At 50.5% G+C, this 20,604-nt stretch carries 16 protein-coding genes; all 16 read left to right on the top strand.

What is annotated here, in order from left to right:
• The first annotated feature begins 23 nt into the window (after nt 1-23).
• Nucleotides 24-2,693, top strand: a complete 2,670-nt coding sequence (gyrA, locus tag PFLCHA0_RS21915; protein ID WP_011062585.1) for a DNA gyrase subunit A — start codon at nt 24-26, stop codon at nt 2,691-2,693.
• Nucleotides 2,694-2,757: 64 nt separating this feature from the next.
• Complete coding sequence (serC, locus tag PFLCHA0_RS21910; protein ID WP_041120697.1) at nt 2,758-3,843, top strand: 3-phosphoserine/phosphohydroxythreonine transaminase; 1,086 nt, start codon at nt 2,758-2,760, stop codon at nt 3,841-3,843.
• On the top strand, nt 3,843-4,937 hold the full coding sequence (gene pheA / locus PFLCHA0_RS21905; protein ID WP_011062583.1) for a prephenate dehydratase: 1,095 nt from the start codon (nt 3,843-3,845) through the stop codon (nt 4,935-4,937). Before serC ends, pheA begins: the two co-directional genes overlap by 1 nt.
• 10 nt (nt 4,938-4,947) lie before the next feature.
• Nucleotides 4,948-6,060: a histidinol-phosphate transaminase gene (gene hisC / locus PFLCHA0_RS21900; RefSeq protein ID WP_015636573.1), complete on the top strand. Its 1,113-nt coding sequence runs from the start codon at nt 4,948-4,950 to the stop codon at nt 6,058-6,060.
• A 28-nt stretch (nt 6,061-6,088) separates the two neighbouring features.
• The gene (locus tag PFLCHA0_RS21895) at nt 6,089-8,296 is read left to right on the top strand and encodes a bifunctional prephenate dehydrogenase/3-phosphoshikimate 1-carboxyvinyltransferase (protein WP_041752460.1); all 2,208 of its coding nucleotides are present in this window, start codon (nt 6,089-6,091) and stop codon (nt 8,294-8,296) included.
• Nucleotides 8,293-8,982 (top strand): (d)CMP kinase, encoded by a 690-nt coding sequence (gene cmk, locus PFLCHA0_RS21890; protein WP_011062580.1) that lies wholly within the window; start codon nt 8,293-8,295, stop codon nt 8,980-8,982. Before PFLCHA0_RS21895 ends, cmk begins: the two co-directional genes overlap by 4 nt.
• Nucleotides 8,983-9,103: 121 nt before the next feature.
• Nucleotides 9,104-10,798, top strand: a complete 1,695-nt coding sequence (gene rpsA / locus PFLCHA0_RS21885) for a 30S ribosomal protein S1 (protein ID WP_007931318.1) — start codon at nt 9,104-9,106, stop codon at nt 10,796-10,798.
• Nucleotides 10,799-10,993: 195 nt separating this feature from the next.
• On the top strand, nt 10,994-11,275 hold the full coding sequence (locus PFLCHA0_RS32015; RefSeq protein ID WP_015636571.1) for a hypothetical protein: 282 nt from the start codon (nt 10,994-10,996) through the stop codon (nt 11,273-11,275).
• A gap of 141 nt (nt 11,276-11,416) precedes the next feature.
• Nucleotides 11,417-11,704, top strand: a complete 288-nt coding sequence (ihfB, locus tag PFLCHA0_RS31380) for an integration host factor subunit beta (protein WP_015636570.1) — start codon at nt 11,417-11,419, stop codon at nt 11,702-11,704.
• 215 nt (nt 11,705-11,919) lie between these two features.
• Nucleotides 11,920-12,255, top strand: a complete 336-nt coding sequence (locus tag PFLCHA0_RS32390; protein ID WP_077934601.1) for a Wzz/FepE/Etk N-terminal domain-containing protein — start codon at nt 11,920-11,922, stop codon at nt 12,253-12,255.
• Nucleotides 12,256-13,312: 1,057 nt separating this feature from the next.
• Entirely contained in the window at nt 13,313-14,455 is a 1,143-nt protein-coding gene (gene rffA / locus PFLCHA0_RS31370; protein WP_015636569.1) for a dTDP-4-amino-4,6-dideoxygalactose transaminase, read from the top strand.
• Entirely contained in the window at nt 14,442-15,737 is a 1,296-nt protein-coding gene (locus tag PFLCHA0_RS21870; protein ID WP_172621752.1) for an O-antigen translocase, read from the top strand. The genes rffA and PFLCHA0_RS21870 overlap by 14 nt, the downstream gene beginning before the upstream one ends.
• Nucleotides 15,737-16,642, top strand: coding sequence for a glycosyltransferase (locus tag PFLCHA0_RS30945; protein WP_015636567.1), 906 nt, complete (start codon nt 15,737-15,739; stop codon nt 16,640-16,642). Before PFLCHA0_RS21870 ends, PFLCHA0_RS30945 begins: the two co-directional genes overlap by 1 nt.
• A gap of 763 nt (nt 16,643-17,405) precedes the next feature.
• Nucleotides 17,406-18,563, top strand: a complete 1,158-nt coding sequence (locus tag PFLCHA0_RS21865) for a glycosyltransferase family 4 protein (protein WP_015636566.1) — start codon at nt 17,406-17,408, stop codon at nt 18,561-18,563.
• Nucleotides 18,563-19,543: a UDP-glucose 4-epimerase family protein gene (locus PFLCHA0_RS30940; RefSeq protein WP_015636565.1), complete on the top strand. Its 981-nt coding sequence runs from the start codon at nt 18,563-18,565 to the stop codon at nt 19,541-19,543. The genes PFLCHA0_RS21865 and PFLCHA0_RS30940 overlap by 1 nt, the downstream gene beginning before the upstream one ends.
• Nucleotides 19,540-20,556 carry an MraY family glycosyltransferase gene (locus PFLCHA0_RS21860; RefSeq protein ID WP_015636564.1) on the top strand — a complete coding sequence of 339 codons (1,017 nt, stop codon included), beginning with the start codon at nt 19,540-19,542 and terminating at the stop codon, nt 20,554-20,556. Before PFLCHA0_RS30940 ends, PFLCHA0_RS21860 begins: the two co-directional genes overlap by 4 nt.
• Nucleotides 20,557-20,604: the final 48 nt, after the last annotated feature.

Genomic DNA, 20,604 nt, shown 5'->3' with positions numbered 1-20,604 from the left:
CAGAAAAAGGAATCAGGCTTCTCATGGGCGAACTGGCCAAAGAAATCCTCCCGGTCAATATCGAAGACGAGCTGAAACAGTCCTACCTCGACTACGCGATGAGCGTAATCGTCGGGCGGGCACTGCCTGATGCGCGCGATGGCTTGAAGCCCGTGCACCGGCGTGTGCTGTACGCGATGAGCGAGCTCGGTAACGACTGGAACAAGCCGTACAAGAAATCTGCCCGTGTTGTCGGTGACGTGATCGGTAAGTATCACCCGCACGGTGATACCGCGGTGTACGACACCATCGTTCGTATGGCCCAGCCATTCTCCCTGCGCTACCTGCTGGTAGACGGCCAGGGTAACTTCGGTTCGGTCGACGGCGACAACGCGGCGGCCATGCGATACACCGAAGTTCGCATGACCAAGCTGGCGCATGAGCTGCTGGCCGACCTGCACAAGGAAACCGTGGACTGGGTGCCGAACTACGACGGCACCGAGATGATCCCGGCGGTCATGCCGACCAAGATCCCCAACCTGCTGGTCAACGGTTCCAGCGGTATCGCCGTGGGCATGGCGACCAACATTCCGCCGCACAACCTCGGTGAAGTCATCGATGGTTGCCTGGCGCTGATCGACAATCCCGAGCTGACTGTCGACGAACTGATGCAGTACATCCCCGGCCCGGATTTCCCGACCGCGGCGATCATCAACGGTCGCGAAGGCATCATCGAGGCCTATCGCACCGGCCGTGGCCGCATTTATATGCGTGCCCGCTCGATCATCGAAGACATCGACAAGGTTGGCGGCCGCCAACAGATCGTCATCACCGAGCTGCCTTACCAACTGAACAAGGCGCGGTTGATCGAGAAGATCGCCGAGCTGGTGAAAGAGAAGAAACTCGAAGGCATCACTGAACTGCGCGATGAGTCCGACAAGGACGGTATGCGCGTCGTGATCGAGCTGCGTCGTGGCGAAGTGCCTGAGGTGATCCTCAATAACCTCTACGCCCAGACCCAGCTGCAAGCAGTGTTCGGCATCAACATCGTGGCGCTGATCGACGGCCGTCCGCGGATTCTCAATCTCAAGGATCTGCTGGAAGCCTTCGTTCGTCACCGTCGTGAAGTCGTTACCCGGCGTACCGTGTTCGAGCTGCGCAAGGCTCGTGAGCGTGGCCACATCCTTGAAGGCCAGGCCGTTGCCCTGTCCAACATCGATCCGGTGATCGCCCTGATCAAGGCCTCGCCGACGCCGTCGGAAGCCAAGGAAGCGCTGATCAGCACCCCTTGGGAGTCCAGCGCGGTCATGACCATGGTCGAGCGTGCCGGTGCGGATTCCTGCCGTCCGGAAAACCTTGATCCGCAATACGGTCTGCGCGACGGCAAGTACTTCCTGTCCCCGGAACAGGCACAAGCCATTCTGGAGTTGCGCCTGCACCGCCTGACTGGCCTGGAGCACGAAAAGCTGCTGGCCGAGTACCAGGAGATCCTCAACCAGATCGGCGAGCTGATCCGCATCCTCAATAGCGCCACGCGCCTGATGGAAGTGATCCGCGAAGAGCTGGAAGTGATCCGCGCTGAATACGGCGACGTGCGCCGCACCGAGATTCTCGATGCCCGCCTCGACCTGACCCTGGGTGACATGATCCCGGAAGAAGAGCGTGTGGTGACCATTTCCCACGGCGGCTACGCCAAGACCCAGCCGCTGGCAGCCTACCAGGCCCAGCGTCGTGGCGGTAAAGGCAAGTCGGCCACAGGCGTCAAGGATGAGGACTACATCGCTCACCTGCTGGTTGCCAACAGCCACACCACGCTGCTGCTGTTCTCCAGCAAGGGCAAGGTGTACTGGCTGAAGACTTATGAAATTCCTGAAGCATCCCGTGCCGCACGCGGTCGTCCGCTGGTCAACCTGCTACCGCTGGATGAGGGTGAATACATCACCACCATGCTGCCGGTAGAGGAGTACACCGAAGGTCACTACATCTTCATGGCGACCGCCAACGGCACCGTGAAGAAGACCCCGCTGGAGTCCTTCAGCCGCCAGCGCAGCGTGGGCCTGATCGCCCTGGAGCTGGACGAAGGCGACGTGCTGATCAGTGCCGCCATCACCGATGGCGAGCGTGAAGTCATGCTGTTCTCCGACGGAGGCAAGGTCACTCGCTTCAAGGAGTCCGACGTGCGCGCCATGGGCCGTACCGCTCGCGGTGTGCGCGGCATGCGCCTGGCGGAAGGTCAGAAGCTGATTTCCATGCTGATTCCGGAAGAAGGCAGCCAGATCCTCACCGCCTCCGAGCGTGGTTTCGGCAAGCGTACCGCCATTGGCGAGTTCCCCGAGTACAAGCGTGGCGGCCAGGGCGTTATCGCCATGGTCAGCAACGAGCGTAACGGTCGCCTGGTTGGCGCGGTGCAGGTGCTGGATGGTGAGGAGATCATGCTGATTTCCGATCAGGGCACCCTGGTGCGTACCCGTGTCGACGAAGTGTCGAGCCTGGGCCGTAACACTCAAGGCGTGACCCTGATCAAGCTGGCCAGCGATGAAACCCTGGTGGGCCTGGAGCGGGTGCAGGAGCCATCGGAAATCGAGGGCGAAGAGTTCGAAGGTGAAGAGGGTGCTGAATTCGAGGGAGCCGTGCTGGATGCGGTTGCCGATACCGATGAGGCAGCCGAAGGCCAACAGGCAGACGCCGCAGGCGAAGAAGAGTCGCAAGACTAAATAAATCGTAGCAGGGCAGAGTGTTTGCTCTGTCCGCTACCGTGAATGCATAGCGAGAGTGGATGTGAGCAAACGAGCCTATAACTTCTGCGCAGGTCCCGCTGCGCTACCTGAAGCTGTCCTGTTGCGTGCCCAGGCCGAATTGCTGGATTGGCATGGCAAGGGCCTGTCGGTCATGGAAATGAGCCATCGCAGCGATGAGTTCGTATCCATTGCCACCAAGGCCGAGCAGGATCTGCGTGATCTGCTGAATATCCCCTCGAACTATAAAGTGCTGTTTCTGCAAGGCGGCGCCAGCCAGCAATTTGCCCAGATCCCACTGAACCTGCTGCCCGAGGGTGGCAAGGCCGACTATGTCGACACCGGTATCTGGTCGCAGAAAGCCATTGAAGAAGCCTCCCGCTACGGGCAGGTGAATGTGGCGGCCACTGCCAAGCCTTACAACTATTTCGCAATTCCCGGCCAGAACGAATGGCAGCTGTCGCAAGATGCGGCCTACGTGCATTACGCGCCGAACGAAACCATTGGCGGCCTGGAATTCAACTGGATCCCGGAAACCGGCGACGTTCCTCTGGTGGCCGACATGTCGTCCGACATCCTCTCGCGCCCTGTGGATATCTCCCGTTTCGGCATGATCTACGCTGGCGCGCAGAAGAATATCGGCCCCAGCGGCATCCTGGTGAACATCATTCGCGAAGACCTGCTGGGACGCGCCCGTTCGCTGTGCCCGACCATGCTCGACTACAAGGTCGCGGCGGACAACGGCTCGATGTACAACACGCCGCCGACCCTGGCCTGGTATCTGTCCGGCCTGGTGTTCGAATGGCTCAAGGAGCAGGGCGGGGTTGAAGCCATCGCCAAGCTCAATGAGGCCAAGCAGCGCACTCTGTACGATTTCATTGACGCCAGCGGCCTGTACAGCAACCCGATCAACAAGACTGACCGCTCCTGGATGAACGTACCGTTCCGTCTGGCCGACGATCGCCTGGACAAACCGTTCCTGGTGGGCGCCGAGGCTCGCGGCCTGTTGAACCTCAAGGGCCACCGCTCGGTGGGTGGCATGCGCGCTTCCATCTACAACGCCGTGGACATCAACGCAGTCAATGCGCTGGTGGCCTACATGGCGGAGTTCGAGAAGGAACACGGCTGATGTCTGAGCAAGAACTCAAGGCCCTGCGCCTGCGTATTGACGCCCTGGACGAGAAGGTCCTGGAGCTGATCAGTGAGCGCGCGCGCTGTGCCCAGGAAGTGGCGCGGGTCAAGATGGGCTCTCTCGCCGAAGGCGAAGTGCCGGTATTCTATCGTCCCGAGCGTGAAGCCCAGGTGCTCAAGCGGGTGATGGAGCGCAACCAGGGGCCGCTGGGCAATGAAGAGATGGCGCGCTTGTTCCGCGAAATCATGTCTTCGTGCCTGGCCCTGGAGCAGCCATTGAAAGTGGCCTACCTCGGTCCTGAAGGTACCTTCACCCAAGCTGCGGCCATGAAGCACTTCGGTCATGCGGTGATCAGCAAGCCGATGGCGGCGATCGACGAGGTGTTCCGTGAAGTGGCGGCCGGCGCCGTGAACTTCGGCGTGGTGCCGGTGGAAAACTCCACCGAGGGTGCGGTGAACCACACTCTCGACAGCTTCCTCGAGCACGACATGGTGATCTGCGGTGAAGTCGAACTGCGTATTCACCATCATCTGCTGGTGGGCGAGAACACCAAGACCGACAGCATCAGTCGCATCTATTCCCATGCCCAGTCCCTGGCCCAGTGCCGCAAGTGGCTGGACGCCCATTACCCGAATGTCGAGCGCGTGGCGGTGTCCAGCAACGCCGAGGCGGCCAAGCGGGTCAAGGGCGAGTGGAATTCGGCGGCGATCGCCGGCGACATGGCGGCAGGCCTGTATGGCCTGACGCGCCTGGCAGAGAAAATCGAGGATCGTCCGGACAACTCCACGCGCTTTTTGATGATCGGTAATCAGGAAGTGCCGCCGACCGGCGACGACAAGACCTCGATCATCGTGTCCATGAGTAACAAGCCCGGTGCCTTGCACGAGCTGTTGGTGCCATTCCACGACAATGGCATCGACCTGACGCGAATCGAGACCCGACCTTCGCGCAGTGGTAAATGGACCTATGTGTTCTTCATCGACTTCGTCGGCCACCACCGTGATCCGTTGGTCAAGGGTGTGCTGGAAAAGATCAGTCAGGAAGCAGTAGCACTCAAGGTGCTGGGTTCCTACCCGAAAGCGGTTCTCTGAGGCTTTAACAATGAGTGGCGACTTCCTCGCACTGGCACAACCAGGCGTGCAACAACTTTCGCCTTACGTTCCGGGCAAGCCCGTGGACGAACTGGCCCGTGAGCTGGACATCGATCCGGCCACCATCGTCAAGCTGGCGAGCAATGAAAACCCGCTGGGCGCCAGCCCCAAGGCCCTGGCGGCGATTCGTGACGAGCTTGCCGAGCTGCCCCGTTATCCGGATGGCAATGGTTTTGCCCTCAAGTCCCTGCTGGCCGAGCGCTGCGGCGTGGAAATCGACCAGGTGACCCTGGGCAACGGTTCCAACGACATTCTGGAGCTGGTGGCTCGTGCCTACCTGGCGCCTGGCTTGAATGCGGTGTTCAGCGAGCACGCATTTGCCGTCTACCCCATCGTTACCCAGGCTGTCGGAGCCCAGGCTCGCGTGGTTCAGGCCAAGAACTGGGGGCATGACCTGCCAGCCATGCTCAAGGCGATCGATGATCGGACCCGCGTGGTGTTCATCGCCAACCCGAACAACCCGACCGGTACCTGGTTCGGTGCCGAGGAGCTGGACGAGTTTTTGCAGGATGTACCGGCCCACGTGCTGGTGGTGCTGGACGAGGCCTATATCGAGTACGCCGAAGGCAGCGACCTGCCGGATGGCCTGGACTTCCTGGCGGCCTACCCGAACCTGCTGGTTTCGCGAACCTTCTCCAAGGCCTATGGCCTGGCGGCCCTGCGGGTCGGTTATGGGCTGTCGACCCCGGTGGTGGCGGATGTGCTGAACCGCGTGCGCCAGCCTTTCAACGTCAACAGCCTGGCCTTGGCTGCGGCTTGCGCCGCACTTGAGGATGTGGACTACCTGGCCGAGAGTCGTCGTCTTAACGAGGCCGGCATGCAGCAGTTGGAGGCGGGGTTCCGTGATCTGGGCCTGAGCTGGATTCCTTCCAAGGGCAATTTCATTGCCGTGGACCTGGGGCGTGAGGCTGCGCCGATCTTCCAGGGGTTGTTGCGCGAGGGGGTGATCGTGCGTCCGGTGGCCAACTACGGCATGCCAAATCATTTGCGCATCACCATCGGCCTGCCGGCGGAAAATACTCGTTTCCTTGAGGCTTTGGCCAAGGTTCTGGCCCGTGCTTGATGTCATTCCAATGCAATCTGCTGTGCCTATGATCGGTCGCCTGGTGGTGATCGGCCTGGGGTTGATTGGCGGTTCCTTTGCCAAGGGTTTGCGTGAAAGTGGCCTGTGTCGTGAGGTAGTCGGTGTCGATCTGGATCCGCAGTCCCGCCAGTTGGCGGTCGAACTGGGGGTGGTGGATCGCTGTGAAGAGGATCTGGTCCTGGCTTGCCAGGGTGCCGATGTGATTCAACTGGCGGTGCCGATCCTGGCCATGGAAAAGCTGCTGGCTCTGCTTGCCGGCATGGATCTGGGCCAGGCGGTGCTGACCGACGTCGGTAGCGCCAAAGGCAATGTGGTGCGCGCTGCACAAGAAGCTTTTGGCGGCATGCCTGCACGTTTTGTCCCGGGGCACCCCATTGCGGGCTCCGAGCAGAGTGGTGTGGAAGCCTCCAACGCGCAGCTGTTTCGTCGACACAAGGTGATCCTGACGCCTCTGGAGCAGACTGATGCCGCGGCGCTGGACCTGGTCGACAGGCTTTGGCGTGAGCTGGGGGCGGATGTCGAGCACATGCAGGTCGAGCGTCACGATGAAGTCCTGGCGGCGACCAGCCATTTGCCGCACCTGCTGGCGTTCGGTCTGGTCGATTCCCTGGCCAAGCGCAGTGAAAATCTCGATATCTTCCGTTACGCTGCGGGCGGGTTCCGCGATTTCACGAGAATCGCCGGCAGCGACCCGGTCATGTGGCACGACATCTTCCTTGCCAATCGCGAGGCGGTACTGCGCACACTCGATACATTTCGCAACGACCTCGACGCTCTGCGTGATGCGGTCGATGCAGGGGACGGGCATCAATTGTTGGGCGTATTCACTCGCGCCCGGGTTGCCCGCGAGCATTTCGGTAAAATCCTGGCCCGCCGGGCCTATGTGGACGCTATGAACTCCAACGATCTGATTTTCCTGGCAAATCCTGGTGGCCGCCTGTCTGGGCGGATTCGTGTACCGGGCGACAAGTCGATTTCTCACCGCTCGATCATGCTTGGCTCGCTGGCTGAGGGCACCACTGAAGTGGAAGGTTTCCTCGAGGGCGAAGATGCTCTGGCAACCTTGCAGGCTTTCCGCGACATGGGCGTGGTCATCGAAGGGCCGCATCATGGTCGTGTGACCATTCATGGTGTTGGCTTGCACGGCTTGAAGCCGGCTCCAGGGCCGATCTACCTGGGGAACTCCGGTACCTCGATGCGCCTGTTGTCAGGCTTGCTGGCTGCACAAAGCTTCGACAGCACGTTGACTGGCGATCCGTCCCTGTCCAAGCGTCCGATGAATCGTGTGGCGAACCCGCTGCGGGAAATGGGCGCGGTCATTGAGACGGCTGCCGAGGGTCGCCCGCCGATGGTGATTCGTGGCGGTCACAAGCTCAAGGGGCTGACCTACACCTTGCCGATGGCCAGTGCGCAGGTTAAGTCCTGCCTGTTGTTGGCAGGTTTATATGCCGAAGGGAAAACCACGGTCACCGAGCCGGCTCCGACCCGTGACCATACCGAGCGCATGCTGCGTGGCTTCGGCTACTCGGTGAGTGTCGACGGCGCCACGGCCTCGGTCGAATCCGGCGGCAAGCTCAAGGCAACCCATATTGAAGTGCCTGCGGACATTTCTTCCGCGGCGTTCTTCCTGGTGGCTGCATCCATTGCCGAAGGTTCCGAACTGGTGCTGGAGCACGTGGGGATCAACCCGACCCGTACAGGTGTGATCGATATCCTGCGGTTGATGGGCGCTGACATTCGCCTGGAAAACCAGCGCGAAGTGGGTGGCGAGCCGGTTGCCGATCTGCATGTGCGCGCCGCCAAGCTCAAGGGGATCGAGATTCCCGAAGAGTTGGTGCCGCTGGCAATCGATGAGTTCCCTGTGTTGTTCGTCGCGGCCGCTTGCGCCGAAGGGCGCACGGTGCTGCGTGGCGCTGAAGAACTGCGGGTCAAGGAGTCTGACCGTATCCAGGTGATGGCTGATGGCCTGCTGACCCTGGGGGTCAAGTGCGAACCGACCCCGGACGGCATCATCATCGAGGGTGGCCAGATCGGTGGCGGGGAGGTTCATGGGCATGGTGACCACCGTATCGCCATGGCTTTCAGTGTTGCCTCGCTGCGCGCCAACGCGCCGATCCGCATTCATGACTGCGCCAACGTCGCGACCTCGTTCCCGAACTTCCTTGCGCTTTGCGCGCAGGTGGGGATCCGTGTCGCGCAAGAGGCTCAGTCGTGAATATCAAGGCGCCGGTGATCACCATCGATGGGCCGAGTGGTTCGGGTAAGGGCACCATTGCTGGCAAGCTGGCCAAGCATCTGGGCTGGTGTCTGCTGGACTCCGGAGCGCTGTACCGGCTGCTGGCGTTCGCTGCGCGCAATCATGGCGTCGATCTGACCAACGAAGAGTCGCTGAAATTGTTGGCGGCTCACCTGGATGTGCAGTTTCTCGGAGCTACTGAGAACCATCCGCAGCGGATCATTCTTGAGGGTGATGACGTGACGGATGACCTGCGCAACGAGCAGGTCGGGGCCTGGGCTTCTCAGGTTGCGGCGTTGCCTGCTGTGCGAGACGCCCTGCTGCAGCGTCAGCGTGCCTTTCAGGAGCCGCCAGGGTTGGTTGCCGATGGCCGTGACATGGGAACCGTGGTGTTTCCCGACGCTCCGTTGAAGATTTTCCTGACTGCCAGTGCCGAGGAGCGTGCTCGTCGCCGTTACTTGCAGTTGAAGGGAAAGGTCGATGGTGTTAGTCTGTCGAGTCTGCTAGATGAGATACGTGCGCGTGATGAGCGCGATACCCAGCGAGCGGTGGCCCCGCTCAAGCCGGCGGCTGACGCCATACAGCTGGATTCCACGGAGTTGTCCATTGATCAGGTGTTGCAACGCATCTTGAGTGAAATCGCCATTCGCGATATCGCCGGGTGAACAAGAAGGATTGCAGGGGACCAGTCATAGTCCTGCGATCGTTCTTTTATATGAACGTAACCCACATCGTCTGGGATGTGGCAGATGGGCGGATTCTTCGCCCTTATCAACAGGAATTAAAATGAGCGAAAGCTTTGCGGAACTCTTTGAAGAAAGCCTAAAAACCCTGAACCTTCAGGCAGGCTCCATCATCACCGGTGTTATCGTCGACATCGACTACCAAGCGCGTTGGGTAACCGTTCACGCTGGTCTGAAGTCTGAAGCGCTGATCCCGCTTGAGCAGTTCTACAACGATGCTGGCGAACTGTCCATCAATGTTGGTGATGAAGTTCACGTTGCTCTGGATTCGGTTGAAGACGGCTTTGGTGAAACCAAGCTCTCCCGTGAAAAAGCCAAGCGCGCTGAATGCTGGATCGTTCTGGAAGCAGCCTTCGCAGCCGAAGAAGTGGTCAAGGGCGTTATCAACGGTAAGGTTAAAGGCGGCTTCACTGTCGACGTTAACGGCATCCGTGCGTTCCTGCCAGGTTCTCTGGTTGACGTCCGTCCAGTGCGCGACACCACGCACCTGGAAGGCAAAGAGCTCGAGTTTAAAGTCATCAAACTCGACCAGAAGCGCAACAACGTTGTCGTTTCCCGCCGCAGCGTCCTCGAAGCCGAGAACTCCGCTGAGCGTGAAGCTCTGCTGGAATCCCTGCAGGAAGGTCAGCAAGTCAAAGGTATCGTCAAGAACCTCACCGATTACGGCGCATTCGTCGATCTGGGTGGCGTCGATGGCCTGTTGCACATCACCGACATGGCTTGGAAGCGTATCAAGCATCCTTCCGAAATCGTCAACGTTGGCGACGAGATCGATGTCAAGGTTCTGAAGTACGATCGCGAGCGCAATCGTGTTTCCCTGGGCCTGAAGCAACTGGGCGAAGATCCATGGGTTGCTATCAAGGCTCGTTACCCAGAAAGCACCCGCGTTACCGCTCGTGTAACCAACCTGACCGACTACGGCTGCTTCGCTGAGCTGGAAGAAGGCGTGGAAGGCCTGGTACACGTTTCGGAAATGGACTGGACCAACAAGAACATCCATCCTTCGAAAGTCGTACAAGTCGGCGACGAAGTGGAAGTTATGGTTCTGGACATCGACGAAGAGCGTCGTCGTATCTCCCTCGGCATCAAGCAGTGCAAGTCCAACCCATGGGAAGACTTCTCTGGCCAGTTCAACAAGGGCGATAAGATCTCCGGCACCATCAAGTCGATCACCGATTTCGGTATCTTCATTGGTCTGGACGGCGGCATCGACGGTCTGGTTCACCTGTCCGACATCTCTTGGAACGAAGTGGGCGAAGAAGCCGTACGCCGTTTCAAGAAGGGCGACGAGCTGGACACCGTTATCCTGTCGGTTGACCCAGAGCGCGAGCGTATCTCCCTGGGTATCAAGCAACTGGAAAGCGATCCGTTCTCCGAGTACGTCCAAGAGAACGACAAAGGCGCAATCGTTAAGGGTGTTGTAAAAGAAGTTGACGCCAAAGGCGCCATCATCACCCTGGCTAACGATATCGAAGCTACTCTGAAAGCCTCCGAAATCAGCCGTGACCGCATCGAAGATGCGCGTAACGTTCTGAAAGAAGGCGAAGAAGTTGAAGCCAAGATCATCAGCGTTGACCGTAAGAGCCGTGTAATCCAGCTCTCGATCAAGTCGAAAGACGTTGAAGACGAGAAAGAAGCTATCCAGAGCCTGCGCGACAAGCCAGCTGCTTCGGATATCGCTGCTGGTCCTACCACTCTGGGTGACCTGCTGCGTGCACAAATGGAAAAGCAGAACTAAGTTCTGTCAGACCATAAAAAGGGCGACTTCGGTCGCCCTTTTTTATGCCTGAAATTCGAGAAGCTCAGCGGAGTGCTGGGGAAACCAATCTGTGCAATGAGTTGTCTCTTTCTTAGGTGGGTTGGCTGCCGTGTCAGGGTCTAGGTACCCAATGGGTGCATTATTCAAGCAGCATAAGCTGCCTTAAGGAAGAGTATGAGCAGGTTGGGTGTAGTGGTTTTGATTCTTCTTTTGGCAGGGTGTACGACCAGTGTAAAGACCCACGCGGTGCGCGGGGTCAGTGGCATAGAGATCGACTGTTCGGGGCTGGGGTCGGATTGGGACAAATGCTACAAGCGTGCTGCACGTGAGTGTAAGGCCAATGGCTACAAGGTCATTACAAAATCCAGTGATGCCAAGGATGAGGAGGGGGATTATCCTTTCGGTTGGAATCCGGCGGGTTATCTGACTCGAACGATGTTGGTCATGTGTCGATAGGGCCGCTTTGTGTTTTTGTCACTGCATCTTCTGCAAAAAAAGGAGTTTGTATCAGTGTGGTAGATGGGCTGTTCAAAACCCTCAGAGCATGCTAAAACCTTTGAAGCACTGACCTAGCTGCTTGAAAAAGAAGGGAAAAATATGACGAAGTCGGAGTTGATCGAACGAATTGTCACCCATCAAGGGCTGCTCTCATCCAAGGATGTCGAGTTGGCGATAAAGACCATGCTTGAACAGATGTCACAGTGTCTGGCTACCGGTGATCGAATTGAGATTCGAGGATTTGGTAGTTTCTCTCTTCACTATCGTGCTCCTCGCGTAGGCAGAAATCCAAAAACTGGTCAATCAGTCAGTCTGGATGGCAAGTTTGTACCTCATTTCAAACCGGGTAAAGAGTTGAGAGATCGTGTCAATGAAGAAGAAATTTAAATAATGGAAGTTGCACTTAAAGTTATATGTCGCTCATTTTGAATTCTGTTTTTTGAAGTTGCGGATATATATTTTAAAATTCTAAGATAAATATTAAAGTTATCTCTGCTTGAATGTTGGTTAAGGGGGAGTATTTTTTATATTCTATATATCTATAAGTGAATCTTGGTCCGGGAATGGCTAGTTATTATCAATGTGCTGCTCAGAGTCTTTAAATGGCTATAGAAACAGATCATTCTGAGGTTTTCTCCCCTATTCGAATAAAGCTCTTCACCTTGCTAAGGATTTTATGGTTTGAACGGTTGCTGTTTTTATTCAGTATATTAGTTGTGACGTTTATTTTTACTGTTTTCGCTTTTATTATCAAGCCCGCTTACGAAGCTCGAATTTTATTGTACCCACCAGGGGTTAGGGACGTTTCGATTATCGGTTATAGCTTTCTGAAAGATGAAGATACTATACGTGAAGCGATCGCTAAAATTTACTCTACATTTATTCGTAACGCTCGATCTGATAACTATCTTAGAGAGTTTTCTGGGAGCATATTCTGAGGTCGTCTAAAGTGAGCAAAAATATAAAATTAACTCAAGCATAAATAGCTATGAGGAGTTCTCAGAGAGAATCTCGTTTAATGAACTATTTATAAAGCGAGCTGCAGGAAATGATTCTAAAGATAATGAGACTCCTAAACCGGTTCTTGTGACTTTTAGAGGTCCTGAGGGAGAAGACTTGGTGTTTTTGCTGGGGGTCATATGATCTTGTTATGAGGAAGACTGCAAGTGAGGTTGCGTCTAATATAAATGCAGATGCTGCTATGCGAGCTGGTTATTAGGCAAAACAAATTGATATTCGGCGAGAGGTTGAAGGGGAGGAAGCTGTAGATGATCTTAGGAGGGCGCTAGATGTCTCAAGTATATTTGCGTTGGGCTCTACACTAAATGGTACAGGGGCTTCGGTTTCGCTTAAGAAGAAAACTAATGAAGCAGGAAATGAAGAAAATAGAGACAAGGGTTTATTTGCTGACGAGCTTCGATATCTACTAGTTCAAAAAATATTTTATAGTTCAGTGGTTGTTGAGTCTGATGAATTATCAGTTTGTTTGAAAGACGGACCTATGGCCAGCATAGGTAATCCCATACACCCATAAAAAATGTTCATCATCCTGATTGAGGTTCTCGTAGGGGCGGGGTTAGGGGGGGGGGGCTCTGTCTGTTACTCTTTATCATTATAAGAAGTCGCTTTCGTGTGCATGATGAAGGGGCATCTCTCGCGCGATGAGCTTTTGCAGAGAGGAAGGGAGCGTGGAATTTTGACCATCCAAGGCTAAAAATAGTCCGTAAAGGTTAAGATTTTCCGATAGTTGTGTATAATTTAAATGTTATTGAGTGCAAGCCACATGTTGTGAAACTGGCGTAAGCTAGCTAACAGTTGCAGGATGCTGAAAAACTATTCGTATATGCTACGGAATCAAGATGATTTTATACTTTATGTGAAATATCTTTATTGTTGGGTGGTAACTTTTAAGTTATATGCTTGTAATGAGTTATAGATTGGTTAACTATTTTAAATAAATGTAAAAGTATTTTGGCTAAAGGATGTAAACGAAAAATGAATATCCCATTCAACAAGCCACCATATACTGGAAGTGAAGATCAGTATGTGATATCAGCTATGCGCAGTGATAAGATGTCCGGTGATGGAAAATTCACCATCCTTTGCCAAAAATGGTTTGAAGAAAGTTTGGGCTGCAAAAAAGCTCTATTAACCCCTTCCTGCACTCAAGCTTTAGAAATGTCTGCTTTGTTAATCGATATTCAGCCGGGTGATGAAGTAATTATGCCTAGCTATACTTTCGTAAGTACGGCGAATGCGTTTGCTCTAAGGGGGGCAAAAATTATTTTTGTAGATATTCGTCCAGATACGATGAATATTGATGAGACGCTTATTGAAGCGGCTATCTCAAAGAATACCAAAGCCATAGTTCCAGTTCATTATGCCGGTGTTGCTTGTGAAATGGATACAATAATGGGTATAGCAAATCATTATGGATTGTATGTGATTGAAGATGCCGCACAGGGAATGACATCTTTCTATAAAGGAAGACCCTTAGGGACAATAGGGCATATGGCAGCTTATAGTTTTCATGAAACAAAAAACTATACAAGTGGTGGCGAAGGCGGCTTATTAATTATAAATGATGAAAGTTTTATACTCAGGGCTGAAGTCATTCGAGAGAAAGGGACGAATAGAAATCTATTTTTTCGAGGAATGATTGATAAGTATACTTGGGTGGATTTGGGCAGTAGTTACCTTCCTGGGGAACTTCAAGCAGCTTATCTGTATGGCCAGCTTGAAAAAGTTGAAGAAATAAAAGAGTCTAGGATTAAAACATGGAGATTTTTTTATGAAAATCTCAGTGAGCTTTCAGCTAATGGGAAGCTAGAGCTGCCTATAATTCCCGCAGAATGTATAAGTAATGCTCATATGTTTTACGTTAAGCTTCCTGATATTGGTATTAGGACAAAGGTCTTAGAGTATTTAAAGAATAATGGGATTGGTGCGGTATTCCACTATATTCCATTGCACTCTGCTCCAGCGGGTATTCGACTTGGTGCTTTTGTTGGTAAGGATAAATTTACAACATCTGAGAGCGAGCGTTTAATCAGACTTCCAATTTGGTATGGAATGACTGATCTCGAGAGAACTACTGTAGTGGATGCTGTCGTCGAGGCTGTCAATGCATGTTGCTAGTAATGCAAGTCGAATTTTAGTTAGTCGAAAACATGCATTACAGAGTGCTGCTTTAACTGTCGCCTCTCAAACATCTAAAATCGCAGTTGGTTTTATTTTGATAAAACTGATTGCGGTTTATTTAGGTGCTGGTGGTATGGGGTTGCTGGGTAACTTTATGAGTCTCGTTGCTATGCTATCTCTGATGGCCGGTGGCGGCATATCTAATGGAGTGATCAAATATGTAGCAGAGTATAAAAAACAACCTCGACGGTTGGCTGAGTTTATTGGTTCAGCAAAATTATACTCTCTTTTGTTTTGTACTTTTTTTTGTATAGTTGGAGTTTGTTTTTCGCAAGATATCTCGGGTTATATTTTTAAGAGCGAGGAATATTATAAAATAATAGTTTTTTTATTTTTTGCTCAGTTTGGTTTTGCATTTGTTAATCTAGTGTGCGGTGTCGCTAATGGGCTGCGTGATACTAAAACATATGCACTTATTCAGATATCAGGAAATGTTCTAGTTGTACCGATCAGCTGGTTCCTAATTGGATTTTATCAGCTGGTAGGTGCCGCAATTTCAATGGTTTTGATGTTTCTTATTTATTCAATTCCAGCATATTTTTTTTATCGTAGGTCTTTTTTCTTTAGAGCCAAAATTAAAACAAAGATTAATGCGCTAGCTATAAGAAGGCTATCCGTTTTTACTTCCATGGCCCTGGTGGGAGCAGTGAGCGTACCTCTGATAGAAATACTAGTTCGGCAACAGATTATCAATCACATAGGCTATGCGTCAGCTGGAATATGGCAAGGGGCGATTAAAGTTTCAAGTGCATATATGGGTTTTTTTACCATATTCCTTGCAGTCTATTTTATGCCTACAATCTCAGGAAGTAATAATAGAAAAGAAATCGCAAGTTTAGTGTTGAGATTCATGGCAGTCGTGATGTTTGTTTTTCTTTTTGGGGCGAGCATTTTCTTTTTATTAAGAGTGCAAATTATACCAATAATATTATCGAGTGATTTTGAGTCATTAGAGTCATTGATTAAGTATCAATTAATTGCGGATTTTTTTCGTGTTTCGACTTATGTTATCGGTTTTGTAGTTATAGCCAAGGCTGCACTGAAAATCTATATCGTAAGCGAATTGCTGCAGGGGATATTCTTTTTTAGTGCCAGCTCTATTTTTCTTAATTTGGGGCTCGGTCTAAAAGGTGTATTCCTAGCTACTTTGTTGATGAATATTGTATATTTTGTGGTTGCCGTATCAGGTTTTTTTCTCTATAGGAGAAGGGAAGTATAATGTTATCAGCTACTGTCGTCGTATCTTGCTACAATCAAGAGCGCTATATTGTAGAGTGTCTTGATAGTATCCTGTCGCAAGAAATAAATTTCGAGTGTGAAGTTATAGTCTCTGATGATTGTTCTACTGATAGAACTCAAGAGGTTCTTCTTGAGTACTCTCGTTTGCATGAGGGAAGACTCAAACTAAACCTCCGCTCAGAAAATGTAGGGCCTGCCTTAAACTATCTTGGTTTACACTCAATGGCTTCAGGCGACATCGTTTTCCATTTTGATGGTGATGATGTAATGCTCCCTGGAAAGTTAGCTCTTCAATATAAGGAGTTTCAGGAAGATGCTCAAGTCAATGTCGTCTTCCATAAAGCAGTATACTTTTCTGATGATGATAAATACTTGTCTGATACACAATTTCCAGACTCTGCCGAAAGATCAATAGATGTTTCGGGGGAGGAGCTTGCTCGTTGGGGGTCAGTTGCTGTCCATAGTTCGTATGCATATAGAAGAAGTTCAAGGAAAACGGTTATAAAACGTGAGTTTATGGAGTGGTTTTTTGCTATGGACTCTTTAATTCCCGAAGGAAAGGCTGTTTATATAAACCAAACTTTGGTTAAGTATAGATGCAATCCATCTGCGGGTTCGTATCTATCCACACAATCAGGAAAGTTAAAGGCATACTCTATCTATTTTGATGATATTGAGCGTTATTTTGATAGCTATAAAGTTTTACGATGTGATCTATATGCAAACTACTTTGTTACGTTTTTGGCTATGCTAAGGTCTACTAATAGATTTTCGCTGAAGCGTTCATTGTTCTTGCTGCGCAATATATATTGCCTCCGGCCCAAAAAAGTACTCAACACACTTGGTGTGCGAAGGCTGGTTGGTCCTAAATTGAAAAATCGATAATTTGGAGAAGAGATGACTTATCTAAATCTCTATGGTTTGGATGTTTATATAGTTATCTCTTTTTTTGTTTTTTAGCATTCTAAATGCTTTTGGCGAAATCAAGGTCTCTTAAAGAGGTATTGTGTTTAGCTGAGTTTTTTGTGGTGCTGCGGGCCATAGGATTTGTTTCTCAGAGTATTGCTGTACGTTAATTTTATACAGATGGCGATACTTGGTTTTATATAAAGTTATATGACTATCTGGATGCGGGGTTGATAACCCTTTTCAAACAATAGAAACTTCATTCGTTTTGCTGATGAGGTTTTTTGTTTTTTGGGGGGGCATCAAGCACTATTTTTTCTAATAACATTTTCTTTTGCTATTTCTTATTACTAACTGGCGATGGGGCTTTTGGATGTATTCCTCGCTGCTGGTAGCTTTAATTCTGATCCTCAGGTTATTCAATCTATCAAATGGGTCTGGGCTTTATCTTTTTCATGTGTGCACCTTGGTTTCTTTTTTATAGTGATCGGATTGGTCTTTGTTTTTGGATATTTTATCCAATTTTAATTTTGTATACTTCGTGCGAGTTCTCGAAAGTTGGTTTTTTGAGTATTTAAAATAATTGATGCTAATTAAGTACTTGTCCTTGTTCGTAGGTATCACCCTGTTCGGTGACTTTTTTTCATAAATATGCTATTTTCTCGCCGTTGGATAAGGTTGGGGTTTATGAGTGGCGACGTTATTTTTTGGTTTGAGTTTTAATCGGGCGAGGGCTTAGTGGGTGACAAAAGAAGCAATCAGGGTTGCTAGGGTTTCCACAGTTTCGTTTTTCATAGTGACGCAACTAGAGACTCAATTTGAGCAGTTGGCAATGTCTGGCGTTGATTTGACGGCCATTTCAAGTGCTGATGAATCGGTTAGTAGGTTGCTCGAAAATAAGAGATTTAATTTTTTACCAATTAATATTGAGCGTAAAATTAATATTAAAAAAGATATTTTAAGTTTGTTTCTTTTGATAAAGGCTTTTCGAAAATATAATTTTGATATAATTCACTCAACTACACCGAAAGCAGGATTGTTATGTTCTATTGCGGGTCTGTTTGCTAGACGGTCCGTTCGATTGCATACATTTACTGGGCAGCCATGGGTAACTATGTCTGGTTTAAAATGCTCACTTCTAAGAGCGTGCGATAAGCTTGTCGGTATACTCAATACGCACTGTTATGCAGATAGCCATAGCCAAATGAAATTTCTAATTTCGAATGGTATTATTAAGCCAGAGAGAATATCAGTTCTGGGGGCTGGGTCGCTCGCGGGTATAGATTTAGAAAGATTCAATAAGAAATACTTTCCAGAAAGTACATGCTTGGATTTGAGGTCAAAACTTGGTATTTCAGAAAATAGCAAGGTGGTTCTATATGTTGGCCGAATAACACCGGATAAAGGGATTAGTGAGTTAGTTCAGGCTTTCGAGAGGATATCTGCGAAAGACAGTGATGTATTTCTTGTGCTGGTTGGGCCTTCTGAGCCTGAAGGTCAACTAATTATTGATAGCATTCCTGAATATATAAAGTCGCATGTTAAAGTTGTCGGTTACGACCGCGAGCCTGAACGATATATGGCCGTCGCAGACTTGCTATGTTTGCCTAGTTACCGTGAAGGATTTGGCACGGTTATCATTGAAGCGGGGGCGATGGGGATCCCTTCAGTCGGGACCGATATCTATGGCTTGTCTGATGCGATTTTAGACGGGCTGACAGGTTTGCTAGTTAAAGTTGCAGATCCCGTATCTCTGGAAGAAGGGATCTGGACGTTATTGTCTAATCCATCGATGAGATACTCTATGGGCGCTGAGGCACACCGTCGAGCCTCGGAAAATTTTAGTTCTTCCAGATGCTCGGAGTTGCTGCTGAAAGAGTATAAGGCGTTTATAAGTTGATGGACGAAGTCTTTGAGGAAAAACAGCGCGTCATGGTAACGGGGGCAGCAGGGTTTGTCGGGGGCTGCTTAGTTCGTGCACTTACTTTACATGAGGCTTATATTCCCATATCAGTTTTTCGCTCTGAAGGTGATTTGCAGCTTATATCAAATAATGTATATGCTGCCAATGTATCCCCGGAAACGGACTGGGCTGTAGCTTTGGCCGGCGTATCTATAGTTGTTCACGCTGCTGCACGAGTGCATGTGATGAACGAAAGTTCCGCTACTGCTCTAGACGAATATAGAAGAGTAAACTTTCATGGTACTTTGAAGTTGGCGCGTCAAGCCGCTGAGGCCGGTGTGCGTCGCTTTGTTTTTATTAGCTCCATAAAAGTTAATGGAGAGGCTACTAGCCTTGCACGACCTTATTGTGCAGATGATCCAGTTAACCCAGTTGATCCATATGGTGTATCCAAACATGAGGCTGAAGTTGCTCTCCGCCAGCTCGCTTTGAAAACTGGTATGGAGGTGGTAATTATTCGTCCTACACTGGTTTATGGACCAGGAGTAAAAGCAAATTTTGAGGCTATGCTTGCGTGGGTTAAGCGAGGAGTCCCCTTGCCTTTAGGGTCGATTAACAATAAGCGTAGTCTGGTTTTTATTGAAAATTTAATTGATCTAGTTATTCTGTCTATGCATCATGAGAGTGCTGCAAATCAAACTTTTCTCGTTAGTGATGATGAAGATCTCTCTACAAGTGAGTTGTTGGCGAAAGCAGCAAATGCATTGGGTGTAAAAAGCCGAGTTTTTCCATTTCCAAGTAGTATGCTTAGATTATTTTTAACTCTCTTAGGACGTAAGGCAATTTCGCAACGCCTATGTGGAAGCTTGCAGGTTGATATAAGTAAGACCTGCCTTCTCTTAGGTTGGCGTCCCGCAGTAAACGTTAACGAGGCGTTAAAAAGAACCGCGGCAGTCTTTGTGGAAAAAAGCGTATGAGCCATGTGTACTGGGTGATGTTCTTTTCGTTTGTTGGTTCCTTGATGGGGACTGCAGTTTTACGCAGATACGCTTTATCTAATAGCCTTATTGATATACCTAACTCCCGAAGCTCTCATACTGTTCCCACTCCTAGGGGCGGAGGGGTGGCTATCGTTGTTGTTTTTATAATCAGTGCCATCGTTTTAGAGATTACCAGTAATTTGCAATTTTTTACTATGTTAGCTCTTACAGTTACAGGGGGGATGGTTGCCGTTATCGGGTTTCTCGATGACCATGGGCATATTCCCGCTCGCTGGAGATTATTGGGGCACTTTACAGCCGCAATTTTGGGGGTGGCATTATTGGGTGGGATGCCATCTATGCTTATACTTAATGTATATGTTGAATTGGCATGGGCAGGACATATCTTTGCAGTTTTTTACTTAGTATGGATGCTTAATTTATATAATTTTATGGATGGTATTGACGGTCTGGCTGCCATTGAGGCTGTGTTTGTTTGTTTAGCTGGCGCAGGCTTATATTGGATAGTTGGTAGCTATGACTTAGCTTGGGCTCCTTTGGGTCTGGCTCTTGCGGTCTTGGGCTTTTTGTACTGGAATTTTCCCCCTGCTCGAATTTTTATGGGCGATGCAGGTAGCGGATTTCTTGGATTAGTTCTTGGTTTGCTTGCCCTGCAGGCTGCTTGGACTAATCCATCGTTATTTTGGAGTTGGTTGATTTTTCTAGGTGTTTTCATTGTCGACGCGACGTTTACTCTTTTCTGTCGGCTATTAAGAGGGGAGAAGCTGTACGAGGCGCATCGCAGCCACGCTTATCAATTTGCAGCGAGGCGTTACGGTAGGCATTTTCCGGTAACGTTGGCAGTGCTATTTGTAAATATAATTTGGCTATTACCACTAGGCTTTCTTGTGGGTACAGAAAAGCTCGAAGGAATTATTGGTCTTATAATAGCTTATGTACCTTTGATTCTTCTTGCAGTGTTCTACAAAGCCGGCGCAAGAGAGAACTGAGATGCGGGTTCTGGTTTACGTCTGTGGCGTTTTTATTTAAGAAGGGTA

Origin of the sequence: Pseudomonas protegens CHA0 (genome assembly GCF_000397205.1) — a bacterium.
GTDB lineage: Bacteria > Pseudomonadota > Gammaproteobacteria > Pseudomonadales > Pseudomonadaceae > Aquipseudomonas > Aquipseudomonas protegens.
The sequence above is the reverse complement of the archived record's forward strand: the minus strand, read 5'-3'. Positions and strand labels throughout refer to the sequence as shown.

What these genes read in the sequence shown, in the direction of transcription:
- gyrA (WP_011062585.1), top strand. Translation starts at nt 24, where the DNA reads ATGGGCGAACTGGCCAAAGAAATCCTCCCGGTCAATATCGAAGACGAG.
- pheA (WP_011062583.1), top strand. Translation starts at nt 3,843, where the DNA reads ATGTCTGAGCAAGAACTCAAGGCCCTGCGCCTGCGTATTGACGCCCTG.
- hisC (WP_015636573.1), top strand. Translation starts at nt 4,948, where the DNA reads ATGAGTGGCGACTTCCTCGCACTGGCACAACCAGGCGTGCAACAACTT.
- PFLCHA0_RS21895 (WP_041752460.1), top strand. Translation starts at nt 6,089, where the DNA reads ATGATCGGTCGCCTGGTGGTGATCGGCCTGGGGTTGATTGGCGGTTCC.
- rpsA (WP_007931318.1), top strand. Translation starts at nt 9,104, where the DNA reads ATGAGCGAAAGCTTTGCGGAACTCTTTGAAGAAAGCCTAAAAACCCTG.
- PFLCHA0_RS32015 (WP_015636571.1), top strand. Translation starts at nt 10,994, where the DNA reads ATGAGCAGGTTGGGTGTAGTGGTTTTGATTCTTCTTTTGGCAGGGTGT.
- ihfB (WP_015636570.1), top strand. Translation starts at nt 11,417, where the DNA reads ATGACGAAGTCGGAGTTGATCGAACGAATTGTCACCCATCAAGGGCTG.
- PFLCHA0_RS32390 (WP_077934601.1), top strand. Translation starts at nt 11,920, where the DNA reads ATGGCTATAGAAACAGATCATTCTGAGGTTTTCTCCCCTATTCGAATA.
- rffA (WP_015636569.1), top strand. Translation starts at nt 13,313, where the DNA reads ATGAATATCCCATTCAACAAGCCACCATATACTGGAAGTGAAGATCAG.
- PFLCHA0_RS21870 (WP_172621752.1), top strand. Translation starts at nt 14,442, where the DNA reads ATGCATGTTGCTAGTAATGCAAGTCGAATTTTAGTTAGTCGAAAACAT.
- PFLCHA0_RS30945 (WP_015636567.1), top strand. Translation starts at nt 15,737, where the DNA reads ATGTTATCAGCTACTGTCGTCGTATCTTGCTACAATCAAGAGCGCTAT.
- PFLCHA0_RS30940 (WP_015636565.1), top strand. Translation starts at nt 18,563, where the DNA reads ATGGACGAAGTCTTTGAGGAAAAACAGCGCGTCATGGTAACGGGGGCA.
- PFLCHA0_RS21860 (WP_015636564.1), top strand. Translation starts at nt 19,540, where the DNA reads ATGAGCCATGTGTACTGGGTGATGTTCTTTTCGTTTGTTGGTTCCTTG.